Origin of the sequence: Pseudoduganella ginsengisoli, assembly GCF_009720865.1 — a bacterium.
In the GTDB taxonomy this organism is placed as follows: domain Bacteria; phylum Pseudomonadota; class Gammaproteobacteria; order Burkholderiales; family Burkholderiaceae_D; genus Rugamonas; species Rugamonas ginsengisoli.
In genome coordinates this window covers 756,065-772,510 of record NZ_WNLA01000001.1, presented here as the reverse complement: position 1 = coordinate 772,510, position 16,446 = coordinate 756,065, and the positions used below count along the sequence as shown (strand labels likewise).

General features: G+C 58.9%; 15 protein-coding genes and 1 tRNA gene. 8 read left to right on the top strand and 8 right to left on the bottom strand.

The features are described 5' to 3' along the window. The first annotated feature begins 131 nt into the window (after positions 1-131). From gmd to GM668_RS03300, 4 genes are read left to right on the top strand one after another with little or no spacing between them, the layout of a single operon-like run. Positions 132-1,175 (top strand): GDP-mannose 4,6-dehydratase, encoded by a 1,044-nt coding sequence (gmd, locus tag GM668_RS03315; protein ID WP_155437462.1) that lies wholly within the window; start codon positions 132-134, stop codon positions 1,173-1,175. Then, positions 1,175-2,110 carry an NAD-dependent epimerase/dehydratase family protein gene (locus GM668_RS03310; RefSeq protein ID WP_155437461.1) on the top strand — a complete coding sequence of 312 codons (936 nt, stop codon included), beginning with the start codon at positions 1,175-1,177 and terminating at the stop codon, positions 2,108-2,110. The genes gmd and GM668_RS03310 overlap by 1 nt, the downstream gene beginning before the upstream one ends. A gap of 4 nt (positions 2,111-2,114) precedes the next feature. Continuing rightward, positions 2,115-3,230: a glycosyltransferase family 4 protein gene (locus tag GM668_RS03305; protein ID WP_170305458.1), complete on the top strand. Its 1,116-nt coding sequence runs from the start codon at positions 2,115-2,117 to the stop codon at positions 3,228-3,230. Between the two features lie 11 nt (positions 3,231-3,241). Continuing rightward, positions 3,242-4,393: a glycosyltransferase family 4 protein gene (locus tag GM668_RS03300; RefSeq protein WP_155437459.1), complete on the top strand. Its 1,152-nt coding sequence runs from the start codon at positions 3,242-3,244 to the stop codon at positions 4,391-4,393. Positions 4,394-4,509: 116 nt separating this feature from the next. Here the strand turns inward: GM668_RS03300 and GM668_RS03295 are convergent. After that, positions 4,510-4,594: transfer RNA gene (locus GM668_RS03295), tRNA-Leu, on the bottom strand. A 163-nt stretch (positions 4,595-4,757) separates the two neighbouring features. Here GM668_RS03295 and GM668_RS03290 point away from each other — a divergent pair. Continuing rightward, on the top strand, positions 4,758-6,719 hold the full coding sequence (locus GM668_RS03290; protein WP_155437458.1) for an APC family permease: 1,962 nt from the start codon (positions 4,758-4,760) through the stop codon (positions 6,717-6,719). A gap of 23 nt (positions 6,720-6,742) precedes the next feature. Here the strand turns inward: GM668_RS03290 and GM668_RS03285 are convergent, their stop codons facing one another. Continuing rightward, positions 6,743-7,210 carry a GNAT family N-acetyltransferase gene (locus tag GM668_RS03285; RefSeq protein ID WP_155437457.1) on the bottom strand — a complete coding sequence of 156 codons (468 nt, stop codon included), beginning with the start codon at positions 7,208-7,210 and terminating at the stop codon, positions 6,743-6,745. Between the two features lie 502 nt (positions 7,211-7,712). Between GM668_RS03285 and GM668_RS03280 the strand changes: the two genes are divergently transcribed. The 3 genes from GM668_RS03280 to GM668_RS03270 all read left to right on the top strand — a co-directional run bounded on the left by GM668_RS03280 (position 7,713) and on the right by GM668_RS03270 (position 9,367). Further along, a complete protein-coding gene (locus GM668_RS03280; protein ID WP_155437456.1) occupies positions 7,713-8,132 on the top strand; it encodes a hypothetical protein in 420 nt (139 codons plus the stop codon). Positions 8,133-8,272: 140 nt separating this feature from the next. Continuing rightward, positions 8,273-8,677 (top strand): hypothetical protein, encoded by a 405-nt coding sequence (locus GM668_RS03275; RefSeq protein WP_155437455.1) that lies wholly within the window; start codon positions 8,273-8,275, stop codon positions 8,675-8,677. 309 nt (positions 8,678-8,986) lie between these two features. Then, positions 8,987-9,367, top strand: a complete 381-nt coding sequence (locus GM668_RS03270; protein WP_155437454.1) for a hypothetical protein — start codon at positions 8,987-8,989, stop codon at positions 9,365-9,367. A 45-nt stretch (positions 9,368-9,412) separates the two neighbouring features. Here GM668_RS03270 and GM668_RS03265 read toward each other — a convergent pair whose 3' ends face one another. From GM668_RS03265 to trxA, 6 genes are all read right to left on the bottom strand, one after another. Beyond that, positions 9,413-11,323, bottom strand: a complete 1,911-nt coding sequence (locus GM668_RS03265; RefSeq protein WP_155437780.1) for an AAA family ATPase — start codon at positions 11,321-11,323, stop codon at positions 9,413-9,415. Between the two features lie 231 nt (positions 11,324-11,554). Next, positions 11,555-12,310: a substrate-binding periplasmic protein gene (locus tag GM668_RS03260; protein ID WP_229498872.1), complete on the bottom strand. Its 756-nt coding sequence runs from the start codon at positions 12,308-12,310 to the stop codon at positions 11,555-11,557. Positions 12,311-12,366: 56 nt separating this feature from the next. Beyond that, entirely contained in the window at positions 12,367-14,103 is a 1,737-nt protein-coding gene (locus GM668_RS03255) for an ArnT family glycosyltransferase (RefSeq protein ID WP_155437453.1), read from the bottom strand. Positions 14,104-14,194: 91 nt separating this feature from the next. Then, the gene (locus GM668_RS03250; protein ID WP_155437452.1) at positions 14,195-14,464 is read right to left on the bottom strand and encodes a type B 50S ribosomal protein L31; all 270 of its coding nucleotides are present in this window, start codon (positions 14,462-14,464) and stop codon (positions 14,195-14,197) included. A 231-nt stretch (positions 14,465-14,695) separates the two neighbouring features. Beyond that, positions 14,696-15,958 (bottom strand): transcription termination factor Rho, encoded by a 1,263-nt coding sequence (gene rho / locus GM668_RS03245; protein ID WP_155437451.1) that lies wholly within the window; start codon positions 15,956-15,958, stop codon positions 14,696-14,698. 133 nt (positions 15,959-16,091) lie between these two features. Continuing rightward, entirely contained in the window at positions 16,092-16,418 is a 327-nt protein-coding gene (gene trxA, locus GM668_RS03240) for a thioredoxin TrxA (protein ID WP_155437450.1), read from the bottom strand. Between the last annotated feature and the right edge of the window lie 28 nt (positions 16,419-16,446).

Genomic DNA, 16,446 nt, shown 5'->3' with positions numbered 1-16,446 from the left:
ACCGGGGTTTTTTTTTCTTTCTATGTAACAATATGTAATTTCTGTAATGCGCCAAACGTGCTGACGGGGCCTGTTGGGCTCTCTGTTACAATATCCGGCTATTCCATTTTGTTTGTCATAAATTCAATACCATGCAAAAGACCAAAAAAGCGCTCATCACGGGTATCACCGGCCAGGACGGCGCCTATCTCGCCGAATTGCTGTTGAGCAAAGGTTATGAAGTGGCCGGTACTTACCGCCGCACCAGCTCGGTTAACTTTTGGCGTATTGAAGAGCTTGGCATTCAAAATCACCCGAACCTGCGCCTGGTTGAGTACGACTTGACGGACTTGTCGTCGTCGATCCGCCTGTTGCAAAACGGCGGCTTCGATGAAATCTATAACCTGGCGGCGCAAAGCTTTGTCGGCGTTTCGTTCGAACAGCCTGTCACCACGGCGGAAATCACGGGCGTCGGCGTCGTCAACCTGCTGGAAGCCATCCGCATCGTTAATCCAAAGATCCGTTTCTACCAGGCATCCACGTCGGAAATGTTCGGCAAGGTGCAAGCGATCCCGCAAAAGGAAGATACGCCGTTTTACCCGCGCAGCCCGTATGGCGTGGCCAAGTTGTATGCGCACTGGATGACTGTTAACTACCGCGAGTCGTATGGCATTTTCGGTTCGTCCGGCATCTTGTTCAACCACGAATCGCCGCTGCGCGGCCGCGAATTCGTCACCCGCAAGATCACGGATTCCGTGGCCAAGATCAAGCTGGGCAAGCTGGACGTGCTGGAACTGGGCAACCTGGACGCCAAGCGCGACTGGGGCTTTGCCAAGGAATATGTGGAAGGCATGTGGCGCATGCTGCAGGCCGACAAGCCGGATACTTATGTGCTGGCGACCAACCGTACGGAAACCGTGCGCGATTTCGTGACGATGGCCTTCAAGGCTGCCGGTATCGCGATTGAATGGCAGGGCAGCGCCGACCAGGAAACGGGCCATGATGCGCAAACCGGCAAAGTGCTGGTGCGCGTGTCGCCGAAGTTTTACCGTCCTGCCGAAGTGGATCTGCTGATTGGCGATCCGGCCAAGGCCAGGGAAGAACTGGGCTGGGAACCGAAAACCACGCTGGAAGAACTGTGCCAGATGATGGTGGAAGCGGACCTGCGCCGTAACCAGGCTGGTTTCTCGTTCTGATGGACGCAACCCTGCAATGTCTGTCGCCGCGCCGTGAAGGCGAAGGCAAGACCGCGCTGGTGACCGGCCTGGCGGGATTTACCGGCCGTTATGTGGCCGCGGAATTGCAGGCGGCCGGTTACCGTGTCGTGGGTACGTCGGTGCCGGGCCATGCGGAAGGCGAAGGCTTGCTGGCGGTTGATTTGACTGACCGCGCCGCCGTGGCGGCAGCCGTGGCGCAAGTGCAGCCGGACGTGGTGGTGCACCTGGCCGCCATTGCGTTTGTCGCGCATGCCGACATTGGCCAGTTCTACAACGTCAATGTCATGGGTACGCGCAATTTGCTGGAAGCCCTGGCTGCGCAAGCGAAAAAGCCGTCGGCCGTGCTGGTCGCATCCAGCGCGAATATTTACGGCAATGCGGATCTGCCGCTGCTGGACGAACAGACGCCGCCGGCGCCGGCCAATGATTACGCTGTCTCCAAGCTGGCCATGGAATACATGGCGCGGCTGTGGATGGACAAGCTGCCGATTATTATTACGCGCCCGTTCAATTACACGGGTGTGGGCCAGCATGAAAACTTCCTGCTGCCGAAGATCGTCGCGCATTTCCGCCGCAAGTCGCCCACCATCGAGCTGGGCAACCTGCACGTGTGGCGCGACTTTTCCGATGTGCGCATGGTGGCGGCCAGCTACCGCGCATTGCTGGACCATGCGCCCGCAGCGGCGGGCCATGCCTACAATATCTGTTCGCGCACCGCGTATTCGCTGGGTGAAGCGCTGGCCATGATGAATGACATTGCCGGCTACGACATCGACGTGCGCGTCAATCCCGCCTTCGTGCGCGCCAACGAAGTAGTGCGCCTGGTGGGGGACAACAGCAAGCTGGCCGGCGTGGTTGGCGCCATCAACCCAGTGCCTTTGGCCCAGACGCTGCGCTGGATGTACGAGGCTTGATACCGTGCGCATCGGCATTTCCACGACAACGATCGAACCCGCGCTGACTGGCGGGCGGCTGGACGGTATTGGCGTCTACAGCCGCGCGCTGCTGCGCCGCCTGCCGCGCCAGGGCTGCGCCGTGCAGCCGTATTCGTTCGCCCGGGGCAGCACGCCTTTGGTCGCCGGCGCGCGCCTGCCGTCGGCATTTGCACTGGCGACGCTGCGCGACTTGATCTTGCCGGGCGCCGTGCGCCTGAAAATGCCGGATGTCGACCTGTATCACGCCACGGATTACCGTATCGTGCGCATGGATTGCATGGTCGTGGCCACGCTGCACGATGCGCTGACCATCAAGCATCCTGAATGGTGCAGCCCCCATTTGCGCAAGATGAAGAACTGGTTGCAGGCGAAAGCTGCCCGCAAGGCCAACCACGTGATCGCGCATACGCAATTTGCGATACGCGAACTGGTGGAGTGCTTTGGCGTCGATGAGCGCCGCATCAGCGTGGTGCCATGCGGGATGGATGAAGAATGGCTGGAAGCGCCCGATCCTGCAGACGTGCAAGCCACGCTGGCGCTGCATGGTTTACAGCCGGGTTACTATCTGACGGTGGGCACGCTGCAGCCCCGTAAAAACATGGGGCGCGTGCTGGAGGCTTACCTTGCGTTGCCGCCAGTGATGCGCGCCAAGCGACAGCTGGTGATCGTGGGGCAGCCGGGCTGGCGCAGTGCAACGCTGCAGGCGCAAATCCGCGCGGCGCAGCAAAACGGTGAAAACGTCGTCTGGCTGGACAACTTGATCAGCCACGATCAATTGCGGCACGTGTATGCGGCGGCAGGCGTGTTCGTATTTCCATCGCTGTATGAAGGGTTCGGCATTCCCGTGGCGGAAGCATTTGCTTCGGGTGTTCCTGTGATTACGTCGAACACGACATCGCTGCCGGAAGTGACCATGGGCGCCGCAGTGGAAGTGGACCCGTTGTCGGTGGCGGAAATCGGCGCCGCCATGCTGGAACTGGCGCGCGATGATGCGCTGCGCGCGCGCCATATTGCCGCAGGCAAAGCGCGCGCGCTGGATTTGACGTGGGCCGAATGCGCACGCAAGACGGCTGCGGTTTACAACCAATTGCTTTCCTGACCCGGGCCGGTATGCGCGTACTTCATTTCTGCAAGACTTACTACCCAGATTCGTGGGGCGGCATCGAACAGGTGATCCGCCAGATCTGTGTGGGGACGGGACGTCTTGGCGTCACGAATGACGTGCTGACGTTGACGCGTGACGGCGGCCCGGCGCAGCTGGAATTTGAAGGCCATACTGTACACCGGTCGCCGTTGAATTTTGAAATCGCGTCCAACGCCATGTCGCTGGCGGCCATCCGCAGGCTGGCGCAACTGGCCGACAAGGCGGACGTCGTGCATTACCACTTCCCTTGGCCGTTCGCCGACATGGCGCATTTCCTGGCGCGCATCGACAAGCCCACCGTGGTGACGTACCACTCGGACATCGTGCGCCAGAAAACCCTGATGAAGGTGTATACGCCGCTGAAGCGCCGTTTCCTGAACAGCGTCAGCGCGATTGTCGCCACGTCGCCGAATTACCTGGCGTCGTCGCCTGTGCTGACGCGCTACAAGGACAAGACGTGCGCCATTCCCATCGGTCTCGATAAAGCCATTTACCCCCGTCCCCGTGCGGAAATCAAGGAACAATGGCGCCAGCGTGTCGGCGACCGTTTCTTCCTGTTCGTCGGCGTGCTGCGCTATTACAAGGGCTTGCACATCCTGCTCGATGCCGTGGCCAATACGGAATTCCCGGTGGTCATCGTCGGCGCCGGTCCGATCGAACTGGAATTGAAGCAGCACGCGCAGCGCCTGGGCTTGAAGAATGTGATGTTTGTCGGCGCGCTCGATGAAGAAGACAAGGTGGCGCTGCTGGAGCTGTGCTATGCGCTGGCGTTCCCGTCGCACCTGCGGTCGGAAGCGTTCGGCATTTCACTGCTGGAAGGCGCCATGTACGGCAAGCCCATGATTTCCAGTGAAATCGGCACGGGCACCACTTACATCAATATCGATGGCGACACGGGGCTGGTGGTGCCGCCCAGCGATTCCAATGCGTTCCGTGCAGCCATGCGTACCTTGTGGGATAACCCGCAACTGGCAGCGAAAATGGGCCAGCGCGCGGAAAGGCGCTATTGGGAACTGTTCACGGCGGAACGCATGGCCTACAACTACATGCAGTTGTACCGCGAATTGAAAAAGGCGGCCGGCGTGCCGCAAATTATCTATCCCCCGCTTTCTCCTTAATCTTGCTGACGGGCATCGGATGCCGGCTCTGTCGCGATGGCGCCGGATCGGGGAAGCGGGAAAACAAAAAACCCGCATACCGGACGGTAATGCGGGTTCAGTGCGATGCAGATTGTTGGTGCCCCGGGCCGGAATCGAACCGGCACGCCTTGCGGCGGCGGATTTTGAGTCCGCTGCGTCTACCAATTCCACCACCGAGGCAGGTAAGTTCGTGCAAGAGCCACATTATAGTGCACTCCAAACAAAATTGTAATGGGTTATACGCGAATTTTGCGCGCTGTCTTTAAGTTCATTACTTTAGGTTGATGCCCGTCACTAGCATTTGTGTCATCATTGCTACCCCTGCCGAACGCTTGCAATCCGCATGAAGTACAAGAAGATACGCGAAATCATCCTGGGCAAAGCCCTGGACCCCATGAAAAGCGAAACGCGCCACTCGATGGCCCTGGTGGCGTTCCTGGCCTGGGTCGGACTGGGCGCCGACGGCCTGTCCTCTTCCGCATACGGCCCGGAAGAAACCTTCAAGGCGCTGGGCGCACATACGCACCTGGGGCTGTACATGGCGATTGCCACAGCCGTCACGGTCTTCATCATTGCGCTGGCCTATAACCAGGTGATTGAACTGTTTCCCACCGGGGGCGGCGGCTACCGCGTCGCCACCAAGCTGGTGGGGCCTTATCTGGGATTGATTTCCGGCTGCGCGCTGGTGCTCGACTATGTGCTGACCATTGCGATTTCCATTGCGTCCGGCGTCGATGCGCTGGCGTCGTTCCTGCCATTAGGGTTCCAGCCCTATAAATTGTGGGCCGAAGCGTTCTTTATCGGCTTGCTGATCGTGATGAATTTGCGGGGCTTGAAGGAAGCCATCCAGATTCTGCTGCCGATCTTTATTGGCTTTGTCATTACCCACCTGGTCCTGATTGTCTTCGGCATTTACGCGCATGCGGAAAATTTGCCGGGGCTGGTGCCGGGCACCATCAATGAAACCGTCAGCCTGGCCGGCAGCATGGGCTGGACCGGCGTGGCCGGCATGCTGCTGCTGGCGTATTCGCAGGGCGGCGGTACGTACACGGGCCTGGAAGCCGTATCGAACAACGTCAACTTGCTGGCCGAGCCGCGCGTCTGGACGGGCAAGATGACTATGCTGTATATGGCGCTGTCGCTGGCGTTCACGGCGGGCGGCATCATCATGCTGTACCTGCTGTGGGACGCGCAGCCGATCGAGGGGCAGACGCTCAATGCATCGACTTTCGCCAGCATCATCAGCCATATGAATCCCGGTTCGCCGGTCGCCAACCAGGTGATGCTGGCCGTGGTGCTGGCGTTTGAAGCGGGCCTGCTGTTCGTGGCCGCCAATACCGGCTTCCTGGGCGGCCCGTCCGTGCTGTCGAACATGGCCAGCGATTCGTGGGTGCCGCACAAATTCCGCTACCTGTCGACGCGCCTCGTGACGCAAAACGGCATCCTCGTCATGGGTATCGCCGCACTGGCCATCCTGTTCTGGACGGAAGGCAGCGTGACCTTGCTGGTCGTGCTGTATTCCGTCTCCGTGTTCCTCACGTTTGCCATTTCCCTGTTTGGCCTGTGCCTGTACTGGGTGCGCAACCGCGACTCGGACGGCAAATGGGTGGCGCGCCTGCTGCTGTCGTCGGTCGGCTTTGTCATTTGCGCCGGCATTCTCGGCGTGCTGCTGGTGGAAAAATTCATGGATGGCGGCTGGGCTGCCGCCGTGATCATCGGCGGCATTGCCGCGCTGTGCGTGTGGGTGCGCAATCACTACCGCGAAACCAAGCGCGCCATTCATTCGGTCGATGAAGTGTTTGCCAGCCAGCCGTTCGGCCCCAATCCGGATGCCGTCGTGCCGGACCCGGACAACCAGACTGCCGTGTTCATTGTCGGTTCGTCGAAAGGGGGCGGCTTGCACGCGCTGCTGTGGGTACAGCGCATGTTCCCCGGCCACTTCAAGAACTTCATTTTCGTCAATGCCCGCACCGTGGATTCCCATGCGTATGGCGGCGAAGGCGCGATGGAAGCCATGCGGCGCGACGCGGAAAGCACCCTGGAATACTTCGTGGACTTTTGCCACAGCCACGGCATGGCGTCGTCGTCTTACCTGGGCTTCGGCACGGACGCCGTCGATGAAATCACGCGCATGTGCGAAGAAATCAGCAATGAATTCCCGAACGCGATTTTCTTCACCAGCAAGCTGATTTTCGCCAGCGATAACTGGATGAGCCGCCTGCTGCACAACCAGGCGGCATTGGCCGTGCAGCGCCGGTTGCACCTGGAAGGGCTGCAGATGGTGATTTTGCCGATGAAGGTTTGAGCGCAAGGCGCCATACCACCGGGTTAGGGCGCCAGCATCCTGCTCATGGTGGCGTTGTCGAGTTCGACTCCGCGCACTTTGACGTGGTTGCGCGTTTCCACGAGAAAGCCGTGGCGGGCAAAGAATGGTTCCGCCGTCAGGCTGACATCGGACCGTAGCACGCCGATGGCCCGCGCGCCCGCCATGGCCATGATATGGCGCAGCAGCGCGCTGCCGATGCCGCGCCGCGCATAGAGTGCATCAACAAAAAACATGTCGATGTACCCGGACGGCTGCAAATCCGCAAAGGCGACAGCGCGCCCATCCAGTTCCGCCACCAGCGTTTGGTTGGCGCGCATGCGCTGCGACCACAGGGCGCAGTCATAGTCTTGCGGCGCCCATGCGTGTAACTGTTCGGCCGAGTAATCGCACCGCGCCAGGCCATGCACGGCAGAGTGGAATATCGCATGCAGCTGCGCTTCTTCGCCGGGGTAATAAGAACGGATCAGCATCGCGCTATCTTACCCCTGGCCTGCTGGCTTGTCAGTGCAGCGGGCGGATATGACGGCTTTTTTTACCCTTTAAGTACGGACTGTATCGCATTGCTGTGGGGCTAGATTTCAGGCATGCAGTTCGTCCGTCCTGCTTGCATTCTGTCCCACCAAAATTGCCGTTTGTCGCGCGTATTGCGCAAGTTTTGTAGCGCTTTGCTATCTTGACCTTGTCCCCGCACATTACAGAAGGTGCCGGGGGCGCCCAGGCCCACCCATTAGGAGAAGTATCATGAGCAACCTGCTTACCGCAGCGGTTTCCGCTGTCGCCTTCAGCCCACCCCCATTCCCCACTGCGCGGCACGGCGCCGGATAATCTGTATTGGACAGACTATGGGGTTTCCTTCTTGCATAGAAATTATCAGCCTAGCCTGATCTGTTGTTAGCGCAACAGGCTGCTAGTATGAAGATGTCGCGCCTAGAGGAGCGACATTGCTGTATGTGCTGATAAAGGGAGGCAAGCATGAAACCTACGGCTACCAGCGCGGTGGCTGCGGCTTTGCTGGCGGGGTGCTGGTGCACCGCGTTAGCCCAGACCGCGGAATCCGGCGCTGCACCGCAGGTACAGATCAGCAGGGCAGATGCCGCACCGGCTTACAAGCTGGCGCCGCATGAATTTGATACTTATGCCCGCCCGTACCTGCTCGACAACGGCATCGTGATTCATTTTTTCCAGCGCCGCCGCCAGTTCTTTACACAGATGTATAACGAAGCACCCGTTGAACTCTTTCCTCAGGAGCCCGGTAAATTCAGTACCGCGCAAGGAGCGAAAGTTGAATTCATGGAAGAAGGCGACACAATCGCCGTGACCCATCTGGACCGCATTCCCTACACGGGGCTGGTGCCTGTCTCGCCTGATCGCGTCTATATCGCGAGCCGCTAACCGGTAGCACGGGCGGCCTGCCCAGACGCCGGTAGTCGGCGTACCGGCTTTTAAAAAATTATTCGGTTGACTGTGCCGCAGTGCGCGGCGGTGCAGTCGCGCGCTTGCACGTTGCAGAGCGCCACTCAAAGGAGAACATTATGAAAAACGTCGTCCACGCTATTGCTTTTGCCGCTGCAGCTTTCGCCATGACCGCCGCGTCCGCCGACCCGCAAGTCACGTCCAAAGTGGACGGCACTGTGCAAATCAAGGCGCCCGCCAAGTATCAATTGAAAAACAATGAATTCGATGCGTACGAAACCACGTATATGCTGGAAGATGGCAATCGCTTGAAATTCACGCATCACGCGTCCCACTACTACGCAAAACTGGAGGGGGAAAAACGCGTTGAAATGGTGCCGCAGGCGCCGGGCGTGTTCATGACGGTGAGCGGCGCCTATATCGAGTTCCGCGATGACGGCGAAACGGTGGGTGTCGGCAATTATGCCAAGCTGGCGGTCAACAGCAAGGTGCCTGCTGACACCATGATGTTGGCCAAGCGTTAAGCGTTGGGCCGCGCAGCGCCCGCGTGTTCGGGGGCGCTGCGCGCGCAAGGAGTAAAAGCTAAATCAATGGAAGATGGCGACACAATCGCCATGACTCATCTGGACCGGATTTCCTATACGGAGCTGGTGCCTGTCCCACCTGATCGCGCCTCTATCGTGAGCCGCAGCGATCCACCCTGACGCCCGAAGCCGGCGTACCGGCTTCTCACAATCAAATGGTTGACTGTGCCGCAGTGCGCGGCGGTGCAGCCGCGCGCGCCCGCAGCCGCGGTGGCGCGCTGTCACATCACAATAGGAAATACATTCAAAATGAAAAAAGCAATTTACGCAGTCTTTCTCAGTGCAGCATGCATGGGCGCCGCTTCGGCCGAGCCTGTGGGCCATGGCGTTACGCAAGCCCCGGCTGCTAGCAGCTATCAGCCGGGTCCTTCGGAGTTCGATGATTATGCGAAAAAATTTATGCTGGAAGATGGGCGCCTGGTCGAATTCACGCAAATCGGCCGTACCTATTATGTGAAGCTTGGCCGGGAGCCAAAGATGAAGCTGGTTCCGCAATCGGCCGGTGTATTCTTGACGGCCAACGGGGTGCGCATTCAATTCCGCGATTACGGCGATGAAGTGGTGATCAGCGACTACGACAAGCTGGCCGCCAAAAGCAATGCTGATCCGATGGTGATGGCGAAGCGCTAAGTACCGGGATGGAACGCAGCGCCCGCCCTGAGTGGAGCGCTGCTGTTATGCCACGCTGGCCGGCACAATATCGTCACGCTGCGCCAGCAGCGCAAAGATATCGTCTTTCGACAGCACATAGCGCTCCATCAGCACATCCTTGATGGCGTCCATGGCGGCGCGGTAATCGCCAATGGCGCGCAGCGTATAGCTGTACAGTTCATCCGCCTTGGTTTCCACCTGCAACAGCGTATGTTCCGCGCTGGCTTCCTGCTTGAACTGGCTATAGTCCAGCTTGGAGCGCGAATACATCGACAAGCGGTTGACCATGGTGTCCAGCATGCTCGTGGCTTTTTCAATGTCGTTTTGGCTGCCGACTGAAATGCCCCGTGCGCCATAAAACAATTCTTCCGCCGCCACGCCGCCATACAGCTGGATCACGTCGCGTTCCAATTCTTCCAGCGTGCGCAGCGACATATCGTCGCCTGCCGACAGCACATAGCCCAGCGCGCCCAGCTTGGAAACGGATTCCGTACTGATCTTCAGCAAGTGCGACTTTTCCTTGATGTCGGACAGCGCCATGCCGGCCCGCAAATACGGGTCGATTTGCATGAAGAAGTGGCCCAGCTCATGCAATGCAATGCGTTCGCGCTGGCGGGTTTTTTCCGCTGTCGTCGCACGGTCCGTCAAACCGATGGTGGCCCGTTCAAATGCGCGGAACATCATGTCGGTATCAATGACTTTGCCTTCCTGGATGGAAATCATGCTGGCCCGTTCCACGACGGTTTCCAGCAGTGCCGGACTGAGGTTGGCCGTGATGTCCGCCACCTGGTCCAGATTCATGTCGTCCCAGTTCACGCAGCCATCTTGCTTGCGTTTCAGGAACGATTCCACCAGCGCGCGCCGCTCGCTCTTGTTGGGTAAACGGAAATTGATCTTCACGGAAAAGCGGCGCAGCATGGCTTCATCCATCTGCGAATTGTTGTCGTCGAAGTTGGATGCCACCACCCAGATTACGCCGGCGCCTTCATCGCTTTTCACACCGTCGAGCAAGCCCAGCAACGTATTTGCCGTATCGTCTTCCCACTTCTTTTCACCACGGCCACGGGGCATGAACAACGCTTGTGCTTCATCGAGGAAGATGATGCAGTTGCCACGCGCACAAGCCTTGCGGTACAACGCGTTCAATGCCTTGGAACCGCCGCCGATATAGCCGGACTCCAGCGCGGAACCGGACGCCTGGATCAATGGAATATTGAGGCGCTTGGCCAGATAGCCGGCCAGCTTGGTTTTACCGGTGCCGGCAGGACCCGTCAGCATCACGTTAAAAGGTTTATCAATGTTGTGCGACTTGTAAACGCGGCGGTTGCGGATCATGTCTTCCAGGTGCAGCACTTCCTGCTTGATGTCTTCCATGCCGATCAAGTCATCGAGGCTGCCTTTCAACTTGTCGGGCGACAGCACGGTGGCGCTGGGATTCATGCCAGGCAAACCGAATTTCAACACAAACAGCAGCAGCACGACGACGAGGATATCGAATGCATGGCGGCGCAGGAATTCCGTGGCGCCCGCCATCGGGCCCCCTTCGTCTTGCAGTACGGCCTTGTGCGACGCCAGCCACGCATCTTGTGCAATCGCATACGGAATGCCATTGCGTAGCAATACTTCGCGCTCCAGGCTCAGATGGGACGTGCTAGGCACTTTCACCACGTGCAGCACGGGGGCATTCTTGAATTTGACAATGTAGCGGGGCGCTTCCGACAACGGCTTGGCGACCACCAGATACTCGAGCAAGTCTTTCTGCGCCGCCAGTGCCGTGATGCGGGAAATATCCTGCGTGCGCTCGATCGGGCTCGTGTCTTGCGGCACGTCCGTGCTCCACACGGCCAACGCAATTGTCAGTGCTATGCCGGCCAGCAAAGCAATACGCACCCAGGTGTTTTTCAGCGCAAGCTGTAATTTGTATAAATTGAACATGGCAGCAGAGTAAGCAATCGTGGACACGCCGCCGCGCAATGGTGGGGCGCAGCGGGACGCGGCCGGTCGGGCTGGCGCGCGGAGCGGGGCGTGGCCAGCGACTATGCCGGGAGGCAACGGGATCTACACGCGACTATAGCGGCGTTTGCCTCATTTGTGGGCGCTTCAGGAAAGAAAAAAATGCTTGCCGCAACACAGTAGAAAGACGTGCAACACTTTGATTGCAAAGACTTATTTCTTCTTTTCCAATTCCGCGTATTTACGTTCCAGTTTGGCAAAAGTGCCGTCGCGGCGCATGGCGTCCAGTGTCGTGTTCATGCGCTCCACCAGCGTATCGGGTACGCTGGGATTGCACGCCAAATATACTTTGACGCGGTGAAAAGTCAGCAGGGGAATGATTTCCCCTTTGTCACCCGCGAACTCCGCAGGAATGGAGGCGCCGGCCCGCATGCCCACTGCCCACAGGTCGATGCGGTTCAATAACAGTTTTTTGGGGTTGGATGCATTGTTCAGCGCGGGTTCCACATTGAAGCCACGCGCGCGCAGGAAATCATCGCGGGCGTCGCCGTGATACGTACCGATACGCAGCGAGCGGGCATCGTCAAGCGTGCGCAACTGGAATTTGTGGTCAGCGCGGCCTACGAATACCCATTCCGCTTCATCTGTGGGGCCGATCCATTTGAATTGCTTTTCCCGTTCCGGCGTGCGTGACGTTGAATAAACGCACGTGTTTTTTTGCTCCTGCGCCATCGTATAGGCGCGCTTCCACGGCAGGATGTCGATTTTATAAGGGATGGCCAGGCGGCCCAGCATGTCGCGGATTTTTTCCGTTTCGCGGCCTGTAATTTCATCGCCTTCTTTCATGCTGGCGGGCGGGGAGTGCTCGGCAACGATGAACAACGATTCCTGCGGCGCCCGGGGCGCGGCCATCAAGGCTGGCGCTGTTGCCAGCAGCGCCATGCAGCAATATCGTTGAAAGGCGTTCATGGTCGGTACAGCATACCATGGCGCCTTTGATAGTTGCCACGGTGAATAGTCCGGGCTTATGGCGTAGCCGCGTCGCCCCGGCGGTACAGGCGGAACCGTTCCTGGCGGTCGGAAATACGGCGGCCTTCCCACAGCAAAGTCCAGTGCGGCGCGCGGTATGCCGGTACGATTTCCTGTTCGTCCGGGATGCGCAAATTATCTTGCAGCAACAAGATATTGCAGCGGCCGCCTTTGACACCAACAAATGGCAAGTGGCCAAAGTAGGCGAACGATGCGCGCTGCGCGGGACCGGCGTTGGTTTCAATGCAATCCGTATCTTTTGGCAAATTGGCGGCCGCCTGGTGCGCCACCGTTGCATAGCTCTTGCTGTAGTTCATATCGGGCAAGAACAAGGTCATCAGCAGAATCCACACGAGAATCACGCCGCCGGACGACAGCACGACCGCGCGCCACAGCACGGAAGGGCGGCGCGACAGGCGCCAGTGCACCAGCACAAACCAGCCGGCCGTGGCCAGCACTGCCACCAGCACGGCCATGGTGTCGAATTGCGGCACGAAACCCGGCACCAGTTTCAGCGCGTTACGCGATGCCTTGGCAGGCCAGCCATTGAGCTTGGCGTTCCAGAACAGCCATAGCGTGGCGGCGCACAGGGTCAGCACCATGACGGAGAACCAGTCGATGGCATTGATGGCGCCCCGTTTCATCGTCAGCAAGCCAAAGGCCGCCATGATGGCCAGCGGCGGCAGCAACAGCAGCAGCTGGCCTTGTTCCGGCGATGGATGGAACAGCGCCAGCAGCGCGGCCATGCTGACAAAAGTGACGGGCACGACAATGTGCAGCACGCGTTTCTGGCGGCGCCACGCGTAAATTGCCCAGCTGGCAAATGGCCACGCAGGCCAGAAGAACCATACGCCGACACGGAAGAAGTAACTGACGGACGTGCCGGACACGGGCGCGATCTGGGCCAGGTTCCATTGCATCCAGCCCGGCAGCGGCGATGCGCCATACGGTTGCGCGACAGCCGAGACGATGACCCATGGTGTGATCAGCAGCGCAGCAATCACGACGGCAAACGCCAGGTCGCGCACGGTGCGGCCCAGCGGTTTTTCCAGGAAGGCGCCGCACAGCAGCAGCGCCAGTGTAAAGAAGGCGGGCGCAATCCAGCCGCGCACCAGCGCCATCAAGCCCAGCGCCATGCCGATCAGCGCGGCATTGCGCAGCGATGGCAGTTCCATATAGCGCACGGAGCGGTACAAGGTCAGCGCCAGCAGCGACACTTGCAGCGGCTCGGACGTGGTCATATGGCTGTGCACCATCAAGCCCAGGCAGCCCAGGTAAATCAGCACGGCCGCGTCGGCCAGCGTGCGGCCAAACGAATCCGGGTCGGGCTGGCCGCCAAAGGCCAGCTTCAATGGCTGGGCATCCTGGCGGCGGCCCAGTGCAAACGTCACGTACCACAGCGACAAGGTGCCGAGCAGGAAGACGCAGACGGTAGCCACACGGGCAGCCAGCACGTCGCCCAGCAGCCAGCCAAACAGTTTGATGCACAGTGCGCCGAACCAGAAAGCCAGCGGGCCTTCATCGGGAATGGACAGGCCGGCAATGTTGGGCCACAGCCAGTCTTGCCACGTGCCTTGCGCCATCGTCCACATGATGCCGAAACTGGCGGCATCGTCATTCTTCCACGGTTCACGGCCAATCAGGCCCGGCAAGATATACAGCATGCCCAGGGCGAACAGCGCCCAGCGGGGCAGCGCAAGCGTGGCGGAGGCGGGAAGACGGACTGGCTTCATTGGTACAGTGAATTATGCAGAAAGGACAAGTATGACGTGCGGGTGAAAAAAAAGGCAGCCGAGGCTGCCTTTTTTAGCGCTACAAGGCTGATTAGCCTGCTGCAACGGCGGTTTTCGAACCGACTTTGCCGAACTTCTGGCGGAATTTTTCCACGCGGCCGGCGGTGTCGACGATCTTGTGCTGGCCCGTGTAGAACGGGTGCGATTCCGACGAAACCTCGATCTTCACCAGAGGGTATTCTTTACCTTCGTGGGTGATGGTTTCACGGGTCTGGATGGTCGAACGGGTGATGAATTTGAAATCGCAGGACACGTCGTGGAACAGGATTTCGCGGTATTCTGGATGGGTATCAGCTTTCATGTGCTTCTCTCTATCAGTAGGTAGCCAAACAGCACTTCGGCGGTCAGTACTTCATCTCGACCCGATTGCCACTCACTTGCCTGGGTTTAAAAACAACCTGCGATTATACAACGAAAGCCCAGCGTAGTAAACGCAGGGCTTTCGCGGAATCAACAAACAGTTAAGGTTTAACCGCCGCGCCTGCGCAACGGCCTGGCCTTGCAAAGCCAGGTTCCTTGGCGTCTTGCGGGTTTACCCGCCGCGGCGCATCAAGTCAAAGAACTCGACGTTGGTCTTGGTCGCCTTCATCTTGTCGAGGATGAATTCCATCGCTTCGATTTCATCCATCGAGTACAGCAGCTTGCGCAGAATCCAGATCTTTTGCAGCTGGTCGGCCTTGATCAGCAATTCTTCGCGGCGGGTGCCGGACTTGTTCAAGTTGATGGCAGGGTAGGTACGCTTTTCAGCCAGGCGGCGTTCCAGGTGCACCTCCATGTTGCCGGTACCCTTGAATTCTTCGTAAATCACGTCGTCCATGCGCGAACCGGTTTCAATCAGCGCGGTGGCCACGATGGTCAGCGAACCACCTTCTTCCACGTTACGGGCGGCGCCGAAGAAACGCTTCGGACGCTGCAGCGCGTTGGCGTCGACACCACCGGTCAGCACTTTGCCGGAGGCCGGAATCACGGTGTTGTATGCGCGCGCCAAACGGGTGATCGAGTCCAGCAGGATCACCACGTCTTTTTTCATCTCGACCAGGCGCTTGGCTTTTTCCAGCACCATTTCCGCAACCTGCACGTGGCGGGTCGCCGGTTCGTCGAAGGTCGACGCCACCACTTCGCCGCGCACAGAGCGCTGCATCTCGGTAACCTCTTCAGGACGTTCATCGATCAGCAGCACGATCAGCGTGACGTCCGGGTGGTTGGCCGTAATGGCGTGCGCAATGTGCTGCAGCATCACGGATTTACCGGACTTCGGCGACGCCACCAGCAAGCCGCGCTGGCCTTTGCCGATCGGCGAAATCAAGTCGATGATCCGGCCCGTGATGTTTTCCGCGCCATTCATTTCGCGTTCCAGGCGCAGCGGCTGGTTCGGGTGCAGCGGCGTCAGGTTCTCAAACAGGATGCGGTGTTTCGAGGCTTCCGGCGATTCGCCGTTGACCTTGTCTACCTTGACCAAGGCGAAATAGCGTTCGCCATCTTTTGGCGTACGCACTTCACCTTCGATGGAATCGCCGGTGTGCAAATTGAAGCGGCGGATCTGCGACGGGGAAATATAGATGTCGTCCGTCGAAGCCATGTAGCTGGCGTCTGGCGAGCGCAGGAAGCCGAAGCCGTCAGGCAGCACTTCCAGGGCGCCGTCGCCGAAAATCTGTTCGCCGGCTTTCGCGCGCTTTTTCAAAATCGCAAACATCAATTCCTGTTTGCGCAAGCGCGCCGCGTTGTCGATATCCAGGCCGATCGCCATCTCCAACAGCTGGGAGACGTGTAAGGCCTTCAGTTCAGATAGATGCATATTGTCTGAGTGTCCCGTGACGGGAAAGTAAAGGTAGGGGAGGGAACTGCGTGGGTTTAATCAAAGAAGCGGCAAGGTCCGCTCCTAGTCTTCTTGGGCAGCGCTGCGGGCGCAACGCTGCCTGCTATCTTAATCAAATATTGCTGTCGATGAAAGAGGTCAACTGGCCTTTTGCCATCGCACCGACTTTTTGTGCTGCAGCGACACCGTTCTTGAACAGAATCAGGGTCGGGATGCCGCGGATGCCGAACTTGGCTGGTACGGACTGGTTCGAGTCCACATCCAGTTTGGCGATCGTCAGCTTGCCGTCGTATTCTTTGGCTACTTCTTCCAGGATCGGGGCAATGCTCTTGCAAGGACCGCACCATTCAGCCCAGAAGTCGACCAGCACAGGGCGGTCGGATTTCAGGACGTCGGCCTCGAAGGATGCATCGGTGATGTGTTTAATGTTTTCGCTCATGTTGATCTCACGTTATGGGAATGTCGCC